This is a genomic window from Streptomyces cathayae, from assembly GCF_029760955.1.
Taxonomy (GTDB): domain Bacteria; phylum Actinomycetota; class Actinomycetes; order Streptomycetales; family Streptomycetaceae; genus Streptomyces; species Streptomyces cathayae.
On record NZ_CP121682.1, the window covers coordinates 3,808,185 to 3,823,970 of the forward strand.

General features: G+C 71.3%; 11 protein-coding genes and 3 pseudogenes. 9 read left to right on the forward strand and 5 right to left on the reverse strand.

Going from position 1 to position 15,786, the window contains the following annotated elements; all coding sequences use genetic code 11:
* Positions 1-183: 183 nt before the first annotated feature.
* From PYS65_RS17270 to PYS65_RS17295, 6 genes and pseudogenes are all read left to right on the forward strand, one after another.
* Complete coding sequence (locus PYS65_RS17270) at positions 184-531, forward strand: zf-HC2 domain-containing protein (RefSeq protein ID WP_279331636.1); 348 nt, start codon at positions 184-186, stop codon at positions 529-531.
* A gap of 624 nt (positions 532-1,155) precedes the next feature.
* Positions 1,156-1,602 (forward strand): hypothetical protein, encoded by a 447-nt coding sequence (locus PYS65_RS17275; protein WP_279334845.1) that lies wholly within the window; start codon positions 1,156-1,158, stop codon positions 1,600-1,602.
* Positions 1,603-2,111: 509 nt separating this feature from the next.
* A complete protein-coding gene (locus tag PYS65_RS17280; protein ID WP_279334846.1) occupies positions 2,112-2,660 on the forward strand; it encodes a hypothetical protein in 549 nt (182 codons plus the stop codon).
* A gap of 1,333 nt (positions 2,661-3,993) precedes the next feature.
* Positions 3,994-4,830: pseudogene (locus PYS65_RS17285) on the forward strand (RNA-guided endonuclease InsQ/TnpB family protein); the annotation flags it as partial.
* Between the two features lie 572 nt (positions 4,831-5,402).
* Positions 5,403-6,005, forward strand: coding sequence for a hypothetical protein (locus tag PYS65_RS17290; RefSeq protein WP_279334847.1), 603 nt, complete (start codon positions 5,403-5,405; stop codon positions 6,003-6,005).
* Between the two features lie 448 nt (positions 6,006-6,453).
* A pseudogene (locus PYS65_RS17295) lies at positions 6,454-6,594 on the forward strand (IS256 family transposase); the annotation flags it as partial.
* Positions 6,595-6,596: 2 nt separating this feature from the next.
* Here PYS65_RS17295 and PYS65_RS17300 read toward each other — a convergent pair.
* Both PYS65_RS17300 and PYS65_RS35225 read right to left on the reverse strand, forming a co-directional pair.
* Positions 6,597-7,661, reverse strand: a complete 1,065-nt coding sequence (locus PYS65_RS17300) for a restriction endonuclease subunit S (RefSeq protein ID WP_279334848.1) — start codon at positions 7,659-7,661, stop codon at positions 6,597-6,599.
* Between the two features lie 58 nt (positions 7,662-7,719).
* A pseudogene (locus PYS65_RS35225) lies at positions 7,720-8,136 on the reverse strand (N-6 DNA methylase); the annotation flags it as partial.
* A gap of 328 nt (positions 8,137-8,464) precedes the next feature.
* Between PYS65_RS35225 and PYS65_RS17305 the strand changes: the two are divergent.
* A complete protein-coding gene (locus tag PYS65_RS17305) occupies positions 8,465-9,298 on the forward strand; it encodes a PIG-L family deacetylase (RefSeq protein WP_279334849.1) in 834 nt (277 codons plus the stop codon).
* A gap of 434 nt (positions 9,299-9,732) precedes the next feature.
* Here PYS65_RS17305 and PYS65_RS17310 read toward each other — a convergent pair whose 3' ends face one another.
* Positions 9,733-12,117 carry an SCO7613 C-terminal domain-containing membrane protein gene (locus tag PYS65_RS17310; protein ID WP_423836099.1) on the reverse strand — a complete coding sequence of 795 codons (2,385 nt, stop codon included), beginning with the start codon at positions 12,115-12,117 and terminating at the stop codon, positions 9,733-9,735.
* On the opposite strand from PYS65_RS17310, the gene PYS65_RS17315 reads away from it, so the two are divergent.
* Positions 12,116-12,295, forward strand: coding sequence for a hypothetical protein (locus PYS65_RS17315; protein WP_279334851.1), 180 nt, complete (start codon positions 12,116-12,118; stop codon positions 12,293-12,295). The two genes, PYS65_RS17310 and PYS65_RS17315, sit on opposite strands and share 2 nt — an antisense overlap.
* A 255-nt stretch (positions 12,296-12,550) precedes the next feature.
* Here the strand turns inward: PYS65_RS17315 and PYS65_RS17320 are convergent, their stop codons facing one another.
* Positions 12,551-13,300 (reverse strand): TIGR03943 family putative permease subunit, encoded by a 750-nt coding sequence (locus PYS65_RS17320; protein ID WP_279334852.1) that lies wholly within the window; start codon positions 13,298-13,300, stop codon positions 12,551-12,553.
* Positions 13,297-14,331: a permease gene (locus PYS65_RS17325; RefSeq protein WP_387039021.1), complete on the reverse strand. Its 1,035-nt coding sequence runs from the start codon at positions 14,329-14,331 to the stop codon at positions 13,297-13,299. Before PYS65_RS17325 ends, PYS65_RS17320 begins: the two co-directional genes overlap by 4 nt.
* 362 nt (positions 14,332-14,693) lie before the next feature.
* Between PYS65_RS17325 and PYS65_RS17330 the strand changes: the two genes are divergently transcribed.
* Positions 14,694-15,290, forward strand: a complete 597-nt coding sequence (locus tag PYS65_RS17330) for a hypothetical protein (protein ID WP_279334853.1) — start codon at positions 14,694-14,696, stop codon at positions 15,288-15,290.
* Positions 15,291-15,786 lie beyond the last annotated feature (496 nt).

The following is a 15,786-nucleotide window of genomic DNA, read 5'->3' on the forward strand; positions in this document are numbered from 1 at the left end:
TGGTGGGTGGGGCTGTCGGGTACTGCGGCCGTGGTAGCCGGGAATTGCTGCGCGGGGACGATGCGCGGGGGGCCGTTGCCGGGCGATGGTGAGGTCATGGAACGGAGCCGTGTACCGGTTGTGCCGGCCGGACACCGGCCCCGTGGACGGGGTGATCGCCACCCCTGCACGAAGGGACCTGCCATGTTCACTGCCTCCCGGGATTGCCGCATCATCGGTGACCTGCTGGAAGGACACGCCCTCAACGTCCTGGACCCCGGGGAGACGAGCGCGGTCCGCGCCCATCTGGCGGCCTGTGCCGAGTGCCGGGACGAGCATCACTGTCTCGCGGCCGTGGCCGCGCACCTGTCCTGTCTTCGCAGGGCCCTGGCGGACGGCCCGGGCCGGCCGCGGGCGTCGTCCCCGTCCGGGGCGGCCGGCTGCGGCCGTGGCTCGCGGCATCGTCGCCGCCGGCACGGTGCGGCCCGAGGGGCTCCGGCCGCTTCGCTCACGCTGTCCCAGTGGGTGAGCCGGCTTGCCTGTGTCAGGTGAGCGGCCGGGCCGTGGGCCGGTCCGTCCGGGCGGCGTACTTGCGGTGTGCCGCCCGGGCGGGCCGGGGGAGGGGGTACACCGCGGACCGCGGCGGACGCCGCCGGCGGTCCCTGGTGGTGTACCCGTCCAGGGGGGATCCTGTGTGTGCCCGGTGCGGGGCCTCCCGCGCCGGGCGCCGCCGTCTCGTCGGGGCTGCTGCGACGGTGGTGGTCGCCCTGTCTCACGGGTGGCCGAGGATGCGCTGCGAGCGGCCGGAGTGGCTGGTGAGCCCGGCCGGGCGATCAGGGTCGGCTCCGGCTCGGGCGTGGGGCGGTGGGTCTGGTGCCGAGGGCTTCGGTGAGGAGGTCGGCGGGCGGCTTCCGCGGCCGCCCGCCGAGGTCTACGACAGCATGCCGCCCGCCGTCGACGACGTGGAGGGCGGGATGTCCACGCCCTCCGCTCGGACCGGTGCAGATGCCGGTGAAGGGGGCGGATGGGTGAGCAGAAAAACACGAAGGGGCCTGGCACCGGACACGCCACCCCATGTGCCCGCGATCGGCCCGCGGCGACAGGCATCATGTCCCTGGCCTGCTCGCGCGGTGGCGCGTGGGACCTGTTGACCAGAAATCGAGCACGGGATGGATCATGCTGGACAGTCCTGCCTCCACTCCGCGCGGCCGTGCGGAGCACGGCGGGGCGCGCGTTGTGGCCGGAGCTCTTCTCCCGGCCGATGCCGGGATCCACGTCTATGAGGCCACCGACGCGGACGTGCCCTTCCTCTTGACCCGCGGACCGCGGCTGGGCTGGGTCGTGGGAGGACTCACCGCGTTGCTGACCACCATCGGCTACATCGTCACCCGTGCCACGTCCATCCCCACCGACGAGGCCGACTACGGCAACCGGCTGGAACCCCTGGGCGTCTGCTCGTTGGTCATCCAGGGCATCATCGTCGTCATGGCCGCCGTGGCTCTGAGCGGGCCCGCCCCGGTACGGCCGGGCCACCTCGCCCAGGAGGCGAGGTCGATGACACCCGGCCTCCGGCCCGATGACCCAGGTTCCGGTCCGCCGGACGAGCCGCCCACATCACCATGAACAGAGCCCGCTACGGGCGGCGGACACGTCTCCAGGACGCTCGCACGGACCCGCCGACCGGCCTCAGGTGCACAGCGATGCCCGCCTGAGGCCAACGTCAGGTCTTCGCCTTCATCGAGACGTTCTGCAGGAACGTCACCCTGCGGACGGCAACACGGCACGTCACGGGCCCGCCCACGCGCTCGAGCGTCCCGTCCGTCACCCGGCAGTACGACGGGAATACCGGTCTGACCTGATCTGTCAACGAACGACACGCTGCGACCAAGGGTGAGCAAGTGTCGGAAAAGTCCCCCGGACGGCGTATCGGCGCATCAAGTCCACTACAGAAAAAGAGATCTGATTACACGTCAGCACGCCATGACACGGCATACGGGCACCCCCTGTGACCTGATCGGAGTCAATCTGCCGGCTTTCCCCCATGTCCCGATATGACAGATATGAGGAGCAGTCAGTACGTTCATCACAAGTCGGCCGCCCGGCCGATCCACCGAGATCAGGAGAAACACGTGATGATCACCCGTCCCACCGTCGTCACCGCGGCCGTCGCGGCCGCCGCGGCCCTGGCCGCCACCGGTATCACCTACGCCTCGGCGTCCGCCTACGAGCCGGCCCAGGCCGTCCCCGCGGTCCAGCAGGCGGCCGCCCCCGCTGCGGCCCCCCTGGGCGGCGACTCCGGCAAGGGCAACGAAGGCAAGGACAACGAGGACCGGGACTACGAAGGCAAGGACTACGAAGGCAAGGACCACGGAGACCGGGGCTTCGAAGGCCGGATCCACATCAACGAGCGTTCCTACTCGGCCCACCCGGGCGACTGCATCACCGTCGTGAGCGGCCTGGGCTCCCGCAGCCTGAACATCCGCAACGACAGCAAGAGGACCGTCGAGGTCTTCCGCGGAGCCACCTGCGACAACGGCGCCCCCATCGCCACCGTCGGACCGCACAGCTCCAGCGACGGCGTGCACCCCCGCCGGGTCAAGGACAGCGTCTTCGTCAAGAACGGAGTGGTGGGCAGCTTCCGGGTCATCGGCCACCACTTCGGTGGACACGGCGGACGCTGACCCAACCGCCACCCCGGCACCACACAAGGACCCCGGCCCGCTGGAATCGGGCCGGGGTCCCTTTGCAGCATCCCACCCCGAACCCACGCTTTCACACCCGCCCGGGCACCCCATCGTAAAACCGGACAGCGACGCCCTGCCAGCCCAGCCCCACCACACCGACGCACTCGAAACGGCCCCGAAGAAGTCGGAGCGACCCTGCAGGCGTGCAGGTCACGGCGGGGTGACGACGCCGGCTGGGTACACGACCGCACGCAACCAAGCTCCGTCATGCCGGCGGCCTTCCCAAGCCTCCCAGCACGCAACGGAGCTTCGATGTGCCCTCACTCCTCCACCATCCGCCCGGCCAGATCGCCCGCTCATCAGCACCGCGCGACCGGCCGGCCGACGCGGCCGGCCCGCGGCACAGACACACCAAGCCTCACCCGTTCGTGGTAGTCCTGCTGATCGCGTGCTCCGCCGTCGTCACCGGAGCGAAGACGTTCACGGCGATCGGTGGGCGGCGACAAAGGCCCCGCAGGACGTCCTGGCCCGACTCGGCGCCCGCACCACGGTGGCCCCGGCCGTACGTACCCCCTCCAGTGGTGCGACCACCCACCGAGTCATCAAGGACACCTGCCCCGGCGGCCTGGCCGACCTCCTCGAGTACGATCCGGCCGGGCCCGACACCCGCGCGTCGACCGCCTTCAGCGACACACCGAAGGCCGCTGTCACGTCCTCACAGCCCCGCCCCGCCACCGACGCGGCCACCGCCCTCAGCCGCAGGGCCTCCTGCGCCGACGGCGACAGATGCCGCGCGTCCCCCACCAGGTCGCTCACACCCGTCCGACGCCCCGGAACCCGAACCGTTTCTGATCAAACTGCCGAAACTGGCTGCATGAGACGTGGCTCCCGCTGGACGAACACGTCGTCCAGCTCTGGATCCCGCAGATCAAAGCTCTGGACGACCGGTACAAGGCCGCGACCGTCGACGACGGCCAAGCACTCGACCAGTTCCACAGGTTGCCCGGCCCCGACATGCGGGGGCGGCGCCACCCCCGCATCCTCACCGGAGACCTCGGACATTCGCTTCGCTCGGCCGGTGCCATCGGCACCGGTCCGGACACGGCATGACCCTCAGCTTCGCGGGATCACGGGACAGCGCTTACCGGGTTCCTCGCAGAAAGTCCCGGGGTTCACGCCGGGGATGAATGCATCTCGTGACTGCTCTGACGTGCACCGTGGAGACGCCTTTGCGGCTGTTACCCAGAGGGAGACGCCGGTACAACGTGCCTGTCAGCCTTTTGGTCGTTCCGCTCCTTGATGAGATGGAATCGCAGTAGCGTCACGGTTTGTGCAGCTTCGCTACAGCTACCGCGCCTACCCCGACGCCGCCCAGCGCAGTGCGCTGGCGCGGGCGTTCGGGTGCGCCCGGGTGGTGTGGAACGACTGCCTGCGCGACCGCAGGGAAGCGCACGCGGCGGGGCTGCCGTACGTGACGTCGGCCGAGCCGTCCCGGCTGCGCATCACGCCAGGCCAAGCGCACCGGGGAACGCACCTGGCTCGCCGACGTCTCCGCGGTCGTCCTGCAGCAGTCCCTGCGGGACCTCGATGCCGCCTACCAGAACTTCTTCGACTCGCTCACCGGTAAGCGGCGGGGCCGCAAGGCCGGGCCGCCCCGCTACAAGTCGAAGAAGGACACCCGGCAGTCGATCCGCCTCACCACCAGGCCTCCACCCGGATCATCCGCGACAACCAAGCGGTGTATGTGGAGGACCTCGCGGTGTCCGGCCTCGGCCGCGCCCGGCTGGCCAAGTCGGTGCACGACGCGGGATGGTCCGCGTTCACCCGGATGCTGCAGTACAAGGCGGCCCGGCAGGGCCGCACCTTCGCCAGGGTGGGCCGGGCTTTCCCGTCCTCCCAAGTCTGCTCGGCCTGCGGATTCCGGGACGGGCCCAAGCCGCTGCACGTCCGGAAGTGGGCGTGCGGGGCGTGCGAGACGGTGCACGACCGCGACCACAACGCGGCCCGCAACGTCCTGGTCGAGGGACGCCGGATCGTCGCCGCCGGACGGGCGGAGACACCAAACGCCTGTGGAGCGCCGGTCAGACGGGCACCCGTGCCCGCACAGCGCGGTGAAGCAGGAAGCCCCCGGAAGGGTCGGACGACCCAGGCCGGAATCCCTGAACCTCAGGCCAGGGAGCACGTCAAGAGCTCTGAGGCTGTCCGAGCCGGCGTCTTCCGCTTCATCGAGGTCGAGTACAACCACACCCGTCTGCGCAAGCACCCCGTCCACGGGTACGCCACCCCCGCTCGAAACCAGGGAACTGACGACGCAAAACCTCGCCCCCGCAGCGTCACCACCCGTTGTCCGTGACCAGGGGGAACGTCACCCTGCGGACGGCAACACGTCACGTCACGGGCCCGCCCACGCGCTCGAGCGCCCCGTCCGTCACCCGGCAGTACGACGGGAATACCGGTCTGACCTGATCTGTCAACGAACGACACGCTGCGACCGAGGGTGAGCAAGTGTCGGAAAAGCCCCCCGGACGGCGTATCGGCGCATCAAGTCCACTACAGAAAAAGAGATCTGATTACACGTCAGCACGCCATGACACGGCATAAGAGCACCCCCTGTGACCTGATCGGAGTCAATCTGCCGGCTTTCCCCCATGTCCCGATATGACAGACATAAGAACCGGTCAGTACGTTCATCACGAGTCGGCTGGCCGGCCGATCCCCCGAGATCAGGAGAAGCGCGTGATGAATACCCGTCCCACCGTAGTCACCGCGGCCGTCGCGGTTGCCGCGGGCCTGGCCGTCACCGGTATCACCTACGCCTCGGCGTCCGCCTACGGGCCGACCCAGGCCGCCCCCGCGGTCCAGCAGGCAGCCGCCCCCATGATCCAGCAGGCGGCTGTCCCCGCCATGGCCCCCCTGGGCGGCGAATCCGGCAAGGGCAACGAAGGCCGGGGCAACGAAGGCCGGGGCTTCGAAGACCGAGGCTTCGGAGACCGGGGCTTCGAAGGCCGGATCCACATCAACGAGCGTTCCTACTCGGCCGCCCCGGGCGACTGCATCACCGTCGTGAGCGGCCTGGGCTCCCGCAGCCTGAACATCCGCAACGACAGCCGGAGGAGCGTCGAGGTCTTCCGCGGAGCCACCTGCGACAACGGCGCCCCCATCGCCACCGTCGGACCGCACAGCTCCAGCAACGGCGTGGTCCCCTGCCCCGTCGAGGACGGCATCTTCGTCGAAAACGGAGTGGTGGGCAGCTTCCGGGTCATCGGCCACCACTTCGGCGGACACGGCGGGAACGAAGGATTCGGCGGAAACAACGGATTCGGTGGACACGGCGGACGCTGACCCAACCGCCACCCCGGCACCACACAAGGACCCCGGCCCGCTGGAATCGGGCCGGGGTCCCTTTGCAGCATCCCACCCCGAACCCACGCTTTCACACCCGCCCGGGCACCCCATCGTAAAACCGGACAGCGACGCCCTGCCAGCCCAGCCCCACCACACCGACGCACTCGAAACGGCCCCGAAGAAGTCGGAGCGACCCTGCAGGCGTGCAGGTCACGGCGGGGTGACGACGCCGGCTGGGTACACGACCGCACGCAACCAAGCTCCGTCATGCCGGCGGCCTTCCCAAGCCTCCCAGCACGCAACGGAGCTTCGATGTGCCCTCACTCCTCCACCATCCGCCCGGCCAGATCGCCCGCTCATCAGCACCGCGCGACCGGCCGGCCGACCGGCCGCCGACGCGGCCGGCCCGCGGCACCGACACACCAAGCCTCACCCGTTCGTGGTCGACATCGTCCAGGTTTTCCCCAACCCCGACGCTCTCGAACGCCTCACCACCGCCGTCCTCATCGAGATGCACGACGAATGGACCGCCTTCCCCCGCCGCCACCTCCCCGAAGGCAGCATGGACAAGATCTGTCCCGACGAAGATCAACCCGGCGCCTTTACACCCCCCAGGGACATGACCAAGCCTCCCGCAGGCCCGCACGTCAGCTCGCCGTCCAGACTTCGGACGCTTTCAGGGGTTCCGCCGCCTCGAAGAACGGATGTCAACGGCGTCCTTGGCCGGCCAAGGGCCGCGACGTATGAGGCGTAGGCATCGACGCGTCGACCGAGTTCGCCGAGGAGGTCCACGCACCGCCGCTGCTGCCCGATCGTCGGATAGCGCACGGGAAGGTGGCCCAGAGCCGCAGAGCTCAGTGAGGGGGCCGCCGTGGCTGCGGCGCGGTGGGACATCCACTCGCGCGCGTGCCGAAGGCCCAGGTAGGCGTGGAGGTACAGAGGATCGATACCGGCATCCGCGCGCACCCGCAGACGCGTCACGTTCGAGCTGAGCAGCCATCCGGTCTGCGGGCCGGAGACCAGCGCGGGTTGTTGCTGCGCACCCGTGCGCACGCAGACGATGTCGTTCGGGAGCAGCTCGAACTTCTTGAAGCGCTCAGCCGTCCTCCACGACACGCGGTCCCGGGGTTCGTCCGCGATCTTCCCTCCGGCGAGGTCCTGCGGGAAGACGAGCGGAACACCGACGTCCGCTGTGCGTTCCCCCGCTGGAATGCGGGTGTACGACGGACCGGCCTGGATCTCGCACAGGTCCTCGAGAACTGCCTCGTTCCAGTCGCTGGGCCCCGGACCCGTGCGGTAGCCGCTGTTCGTTCCCACCGCCCGCTGCTCCGGCAGGCGGAGCATGTCCGTATTCCTTGCCGCCGCATCACTGGCTTCGCGCAGCTGGGCCGCAACGGGAGCAGCGCCGTAATTTCCGCCCCCCAGGTAATCGGCGGGGCGCAGCGAACACTCCTCGCCAAGGACTTCCGCGCGTGCCGCGACGACAGCCGAGAAGCCCCGGTCGAGAGCACGCACCGCGTACTCCTCACCGTCCGGGCACTGCTCTCCGTCGAGCCACGGGCGGACCACAGCCGTGATCGCGTCGCGATCCGTGTCCCGCAGCACGCGCCGACGCCGGCCTTTCACCCCCAGCTCCTGGGCATCGACGAACAAGATGTCTTCTCGCACCGGATGCTCGGCGCGTCGCGGCACCCACGGAGGAAACCGGCACGGGTGTCGCGGAGAACAGATACGACGGCAGCGTGATGACGCATTCCACGGCCCCCCTGCGGACCAGGGCGCGGCGGATCCCGCGCTCGGCGATGTTCACCGAGTTGCCCGCCTTCACCGGCATGACCATCACTGCGCGACTGCCGGGTACCAGCGCACCGAGGACGTACTGCACCCAGGCGAAATCGTCATTGCCCTGGGGTGGTGGTCCGTACGGCCGGTCTCCCGTACGGCGCCCGGGGCCAGGCACGTCGCTCATATTGGACGGAGGGTTCGTCAGCACGACGTCAGCGCCGTGCTCGTGGTGCGGCGGCCATCGGCCGGACCGGGCGCTGGTCAGCTTCGGCCGCACGCCGAGGTGGAGAAGGTACGGACTCGCGACCGCCTGCAGCCGACCGTCGAGAGTCTCGCCGTACACGGTCCCGCGTGCGTCTCCGATGTGCCGGTACGCAGAGGACTCACCTCACCGTCACCCTGCCCGGCACCCAGGTGACGGAGCTCCGCAGGCTGGTGCGGGTCGCGTCCGTATCCCGTTCGCGTCGGAACGCCGACATGTGGGCCGAGCGGCCGTGCCGGGAACAGCCGGTCCGGGCGGCGCTGTTGCATCGACCGGGGCGCCGGCGCCGCGCGGGCGGGGGACACGGAGACCACGAGGTCGTCCGCCCCACCAGGATCCGGGCCCCGGAATCGCGGTACGCCCGCCGCGCTCCTTGGACCAAGACGTATCTCCGCAGGAGGACTGTTCCATGACTGACCGGCCCTTGACGCTCATGGCAGTACACGCCCACCCCGACGACGAGGCCACCGGAACCGGAGGGGTCCTCGCGCGGTACGCGGCGGAAGGCATCCGCACGGTTCTCGTGACGTGTACCGACGGCGGTTGCGGTGACGGGCCGGGGGGTGTCAAGCCGGGCGATCCCGGGCATGATCCGGCGGCCGTCGCCTTGCTGCGCCGTCAAGAACTCGAGGCGAGCTGTGCCGTCCTGAAGGTCAGCGAGCTGGAGACGCTGGACTACGCCGACTCCGGGATGATGGGCTGGCCGGGCAACGACGCCCCCGGATCCTTCTGGCGGACCCCCGTCGAGGAAGGCGCCGCCCGGCTTGCGGAACTCATGCGGCACTACCGACCCGACGTGGTCGTCACCTACGACGAGAACGGCTTCTACGGCCACCCCGACCACATCCAGGCCCACCGCATCACGATGGCGGCGCTGGAGATGACCACGCTGACACCGAAGGTGTACTGGACCACGATGCCCCGCTCGGGGATGCAGCGGTTCGGCGACATCATGCGCGAGTTCCATGAGGACGTGCCGGAGCCGGATCCTGCCGAGGCCGCCGCGATGGCCGAGATCGGCCTCCCCGACGACGAGATCACCACGTGGGTGGACACCGCCGCGTTCAGCGGTCAGAAGTTCGATGCGCTGGCCGCGCACTCCAGTCAGGGCGAGAACATCTTCTTCCTCAAGATGGGCAGGGAGAGGTTCGGTGAGTTGATGGGCACGGAGACCTTCGTACGGGTCAAGGACGCCACCGGCGCCGCCGTACCCGAGAACGATCTCTTCGCCGGACTGCGCTGATCCACCCGTCCGACCGGCGGCCGGGAAAGCCCATCGGCCGCCGACACCGCACGGCGCGATCGAGCGGGACACACGGAGTCGCCGTCCGTCGCGAGCTTTCCGGCGCGGTCGGTCTCGGTGACCGAGCTGTCACCCGTGACCTCGGCGACGAGCGGCGCCCCGTACGGCTCGTCGCCGCACCACGCGGTCGTCGTGACGTCGCGCCGACGCCGGCACCACTTCGAGCGTCGTGGGACTCGGACGTACTTCTCCGACAGCGCCTCCGCGCGACCCCAGCCGGGCCACTCGTCCGCAGCCGCAACGTCACATCGACAGCTGGTCCCCGTACGAGGCGGCCCGTGCGCGGTGTCTGGAGCTCGTGATCCCGACACTGCGGGCCGGGAGCTTCTTCCCTCTCCGTCCGGCCCACCGCGGACGCGGTCCGTGGCCCTCCCTCAGCGCATACGTCCCAGCACCTCCCGTACCCGCCGGGCGTCCCGGATCCGCTGCTCGTACGTCGCGCCCAGCACCAGCAGCAGCAGCCCGGCGAGCGCGGGAGGCAGCCAGCGGGGGAGCGCGCCCGCCAACGGCATCAGGTAGGGGGCGAGTTGGTGCAGCGCGTCCAGTAGGAGCACGCTCCCGCCGAGGACGAGCGGCGCCTGGAGCCGGTGGCGGGCACCCAGCAGGGTGAGGACGAGGGCCGCCGTGCCGAGCAGCAGGGGGCGCGGCCAGTCCGTGTCGGTCCACGCCGCAAGCAGGCTCGGCACGAGCGTCACCGAGAGCCCGGGACCGTAGGCCGTCCACGACGAGGCCTCGGGGTCCCGGCGGCGCCGGACGAAGCCCACGACCAGCGCCGGGACGGTCACCGGCAGGGTGTACGCCTCCGGGGTGCCCACGTCCCACGACCCGAGCCGCACCCAGGTGGCCAGCACGAACAGCGCGGCGGCCGCGTACCCGGCCGGCCGGCGGTCCGCGCGCACGGCGGTGCCCGCGGCGATCACCCCGCACAGGGCCAGTACGAGGGCCAGCACGGGTGCGTCGGTGACGGCCAGTCCGATGGCCAGGAGCCCCGCTACGGCGCCCGTGGCCTCGACCGGAACGGCGGCCCGCGGGACCCGCGCCGCGAGCAGGGCCGCGGCGGCCGGGACGATCAGGACCAGCAGCGCCGTGTGCGCGGGCGGCCGGCCCGCGGCGGCGCCCACCGCACACGCCAGGCCCGCCGCACCGGCCAGGGACGCGCTCGCGCAGACGGCGGTCAGACGCCGGTGCGCGGCGGCCACCGCGAAGATCCCCGTCAGCGCGGCGAGCACGGCCAGGGTCGCGCCCTGGGAGGCGAGCGAGAGGAGCACGAGGCCGGCCGCGGTGAGCAGGGAGAGGAGGACGGCGGTGCGGGACGTCGGCGTCCGGCGCGTGCAGGCCGCCACGGCCAGCGCCGCCACAGCCGTCAGACCCTGCGCGAACAGCCCTGCCGGGTAAGGCAGTTTCAATGTGACCGGGAGGATGAGCGCACTCGCCCAGACCAGGACCACGGCACCGGCCGCGGCCTGGTCGCGCCAGGCCGTGGTGGCGCGGGCCGTCCCGGCCAGAACCGCCGCGACGACCGCGAGCACCAGCGGCGCGGCCGCCGCGTCCGCCGGCCAGGGCGCCCAGACCGTCACCGCGGCGCGCAGGTCCGAGGGCGCCCCGGACCAGACCCGTCCCGTCCACCCGACCGGTCCCAGCAGCGCCACGACGACCAGGGGCAGTGCCCACACCACCGCCAGGGCCTGGACGGAGGCCGACGCCCGGGCGACACCGCGCCGCACGGGTTCGGGGAGCGGAGCGCGGACGGCCCACAGCAGCCCGACCCCGCAGGCCAGATAGCCGGGCACCGTCCACACCCCGGGCAGCGACGCGCGCGGGACGCCACCGAGCGCCGCGACCAGGAGCAACCCGCCGGTCACCGCGGCGCCAATGGCATGGCCCTGCTGCGGGACGCGCCATGCGGCGTACAGCGCGATCGCCGCCGCAAGGGCGAGCAGCGCCCCCGCACGGGCGGCGACGCTCAGGCCGTCGGCCTCCCAGGAGAGCACGCAGGCCGCCGCCACACCCCAGCCGCCCGTCCCGTACGCGCCGACGGCGGCGGCGATACGCAGGGACCTCGCGGACGTCCGGAGCGCGACGACCGTGTCGAACGCGGCCGTCAGCAACAGCGCGGCCGTGATCGCGTACGGACCCGCGCCGGCTGCCACCACCCCCAGCAGCAGGGGGAACTGGGCGGCGGCCAGCGCCGCGGGGAAGGGGATGCGCAGGGAGCCGAGTCCCCTGCCGTATCCCCACCACACCCCGGCCAGAAGCGCCGCCGCAACTGCTGCGTACCCCGTGCCGTCGGTGGCCGTCAGCGCGACCTCGTGCAGCGCGTACGCGTCGAGCACCGTCAGCGCCAGACCGAGGCCCGCCAGCGCCTCCGCCGTCGAGCGCAGCCCGCGCTTCAGCAGGGGCACGGGAGCGCCGAGCACCGCCACCGTCACCGTGGCCAGCACCGCGGACCGCCCGGCGATCCCCAGGTGCCCCCAGCTGACCAGGGTGAACGCGATCGCGGCGACGGTCAGCAGGACGCCACCGAGGACGAGGAGCACGTTCTGCACACGGGGCGCGGTGGTCTCGGGCCGCCGCGGTACCGGTGGAGCGGGCGGGAGAGCCGGCTGGAGGAGACCGATCAGCTGGGCACGGCGGGCCAGCAACTGGGCCCGGCGGGCGTCGAGTTGCCACAACTCCGCGTCGAGGGTCCGCAACTCCTCGGCCGGTGGTGGTAGGTGGGTCATGCCGTGGAGTGTGGCGCGCGCCATGCCGCGGAGCATGAGTGAGCGTACTCAGGTCCGTACTCAGGTCCCGCGCGGCGAAGGCCCCGGCCTGCGGGTTCGCCGCATGGACCGGGAGCACCACCGCTACCGCTTCCGCGGCGTGGGGACGCTGCCCGTACCGGCCGCCCGCGCGTACGCCGCGCTGGAGCGGGCTGAGAACCGTCCCCACTGCTGACCGCCGCCTTCGCCCGGCTGGGACCGGGAATCGGCGCATGCGCGAAAGTGCTCCCCGACGGGCTGTCCTGTCGAAGCCCCGGTTCAGTGGCCTGGGGCTTGTGCTCTGCCGGAGGTCCTCCACCGGTCTCCAGCCCGCCGGGTACACGCAGGCCGGACGTGTCGGCGATGGTGATCACTCGGCCGCTCCGGCATGCGGATCGGAGCCTGTCCCCGCGACGGTCCGCGTCGGTTCGTGCGGCGGAAGGGCGCCGGTTCACCTCGTGAGGGGGAGCGGAAGTGCGTCGGTGTACGCGTTCGCCGGCTTGGCGATCTTCTCCACGGAACGGGCGTCGAGCGCGGCGGGTGCGGAGTTCGTGCCCAGGGTTCCGCCGGGGTGCCAGGTGCCCGTGACGGCCACCCAGGTGTTGGCCGGCGGGGCCGGGGTGCGGTGGATCCGCACCTTCACGGACTGGGCGTCCGCCGCGCAGCAGGAGATGACGAGCCGGTTCAGGTACCAGCTGTCGCCCCGCTTGTCGGAGGTGACGAAACCGGTCAACCGGACCGTACGCCCGTCGATGGCCTGGGTGCGGTCCTGCTGCACGCGGCGGATGAAGTCCGAAAGGGTCATCGGAAGCGGCGAGGTCGCGGGCAGCGGGTCGAGGTCGTCCTCGTGCGTGATGGCCTTGGGCGGTTGGCGGGCGGCGGTGTACGCGCCGAGAGCGGGCGGAGCGTAGAACAGCAGGCTCAACGCCGGAAGGAACAGCAGCCACGCGGCACGAGGTGCGCCGGAGTGGCTGTGCCCGTGGCCGCTGTCGTCGTGGTCCGCGTGTTCGTCGTCCTCGCGCCGTCGCACGTAGGACACCGCGTCCGCCACGCCGAGCAGGATCAGCAGGACGCCGGAGGCGATGAGCAACGGGCGCATCCCCTCCTTGACGTACCGCAGGTACAGGTCGGTGAACAGGGACACGCGCAGCAGGCCGATGCCGCTGAGGACGAGCAGGGTCGTCTGGAGCGGACGTCTCACAGCAGTGCTCCTCCGATCAGCCCGCTGAACAGAACCGCCACGACCGCGGTGGCGGCGGAGAACCGGATCGCGAAGGCCCTGCCGAAGGTACCCGCCTGCAGGGCGATCAGCTTCATGTCGACCACCGGACCGACGACCATGAACGCCAGCTGCGCGACCGGCGAGAACCCGCTCAGCGAGGCCGCCACGAACGCGTCCGCCTCCGAGCACACCGCCAGCACGATCGCCAGCCCGGCCAGGAACAGCACCGACAGCCAGAGCGAACCGGAGAACGCGTCCAGCACGGAACGGGGCACCGTCACGTTGAACGTGGCCGCCGCCATCGCACCCACCACCAGGAAACCGCCCGCATGCAGGAAGTCGTGCTGGAAGCCGACCCGGAACTCCCGCCACCGGCTGCCACCCGCCTGATGCCCGCTGTGCCGCACGACCGGCTTCAGCCACTCGGCCCGCCCCAGCCACAACCACAGCCAGCCCATCACCCACGCCGTCCCCAGCGAGGCCAGCAACCGGGCGGCGACCATGGCCGGGCTCCCCGGGAAGGCCACCGCTGTGGCCGTCAGCACCACCGGGTTGATCGCGGGCGCCGACAGCAGGAACGCGAACGCGGCCGCGGGCGTGACGCCCCGCCCGATCAGACGGTTCGCCACCGGAACCGACGCGCACTCGCAGCCCGGCAGCACGACTCCCGCCGCACCGGCCACCGGCACGGCGAACACCGGCCGCCGCGGCAGCACACGGCTGAACACCCGTGCCGGCACGAACGCGTTGATGGCGCCGGACAGGGCCGTACCCAGCAGGAGGAAGGGCAGCGCCTGGACGGTCACGGCAAGACAGACGGTCCGCCACGCCTGCATCACAGGCGTCTCCAGCCACCGGCCCCCGAGGTAGAGCACCACGCCGGGAACGGTGGCCGCTCCCAGCAACAGAAGCGGCCAGAACCGGAGCCAGCCGGGAACGGCGTCGTCCCCCACCGCTCCGCCCGCCTCGGCGGCCTCGGCCTCCCCGGCCCGTTCTTCTGTTCCCTGCACGCCCACCCTGCCTGCCAGATGTTCCGATCAACATAACGGGCGCCGCCGCACACGGAATCCGAACGCGCCAAGCCCAGCGAGGACACACCCCGCCGTGTGGCCGGTGCGGGCAGGCTCGGCGGTTCCGTCTCACTCCAGTCGGCATACCAGGGCTTGCCCACTCCTCCTGAACGCCCGCTACGCTGAACCGACTTGGGCACGCCGACCGTGACCTGGCGGCACGTCCGGCCAGGTGTGGGCCGAGGCTGGTCCGCGTCGGCGGGCGGCGGGCGGCGGGCGGCGGCAGTCAACGCGGCACGAGATGCCCGAGCCCGGGTCGAGGCGTGGGTTCGGCCGGGACTCTCCATCTGCGGAAGGCAGTGATGGTGGACGGTGGTTGGGCGGGGTTGGTGGTTGCCGTCGTGGGCGTGGTGGGCACGCTGGGAGCGGCTTTGCTGACGCAGAACCGCGCAGATCGCACAAAACGCCTGGAACTGCAGGCCGCTGCGGAACAGCGACGAGAAGAACGCCGGCACGCCGAAGCGCTGCTGCAGACGGAACAGGCTCAGGCACGCCGGCGCGAGAACCTCGAGCTGAGGCGCAGGTGCTACATCGGCCTGAACACCGCTTCCCGGCAATTCCTGACGGCGATGACCAACTACCTGCACGCGCTACGGCACGACGTCGACGAGGACGTCGACGCGTCGCTGGCACAACTGGAGACCAGCCGAGCTGCCTATCGGGACAGCTACTCGGAAGCCCAGATGATCGTTCCGCGCCCGGTGCTCGATGCGTCCAGCGTCGCCAAGACCCGGTTGAACACCGCATACGGAAAGATCAAGCAGCTCGGGCCGTCCCTGTCCGGACGTGTGGCCGAGCTGCAAGCCCTGGAGGACGAGCTGCACCAAAAGGTCTGGCCCTACGTGGGGGAGCAGAAAGGTGCCATGCGAGCCGACTTGGGTATCGAATCCGACAATTAGCGCAGACATCGAGGGCGAGGCACCGAGCGGGTACGTCCCGGCCGTCTCCGCGACCGGGCCGGACGCGGCGGTGCGGGGGCTCCCCGCCGGCCGGGGCTGAACCGGCCATGACGCACACGGGTGGGGGTGGCCCGCGACCGCGCGGCACGTGGTGGCGGGAGGGAGCGATCACGGCGGTGGCGTTCGCGCTCTGTCTGCTCGGCGGGGAGCCACTCCCCTGCCCTGGTGCGTACGCACCACAGGCCGAACCACACCGGGGCTCGACCTGAAGTCCGGTGACCCGGGTGGCCGGGGATTCCGGTCCGCCGACCACGTCGGACTCACCTTCCGGCGCCCCGGGTGAGGGAGGTCGCCGGAGACGGCTCGAGAGCTGATTCCCAGCCGCACGCGCAGGGCCTCGCGGCCCCCGCGAGTCGGCACCACGTACGCGCAGGGCCCGGCTGCTCGCGGGCACCCGTGCCCACAGCGTGCCCGTACGAACGGACAACCACGGTCG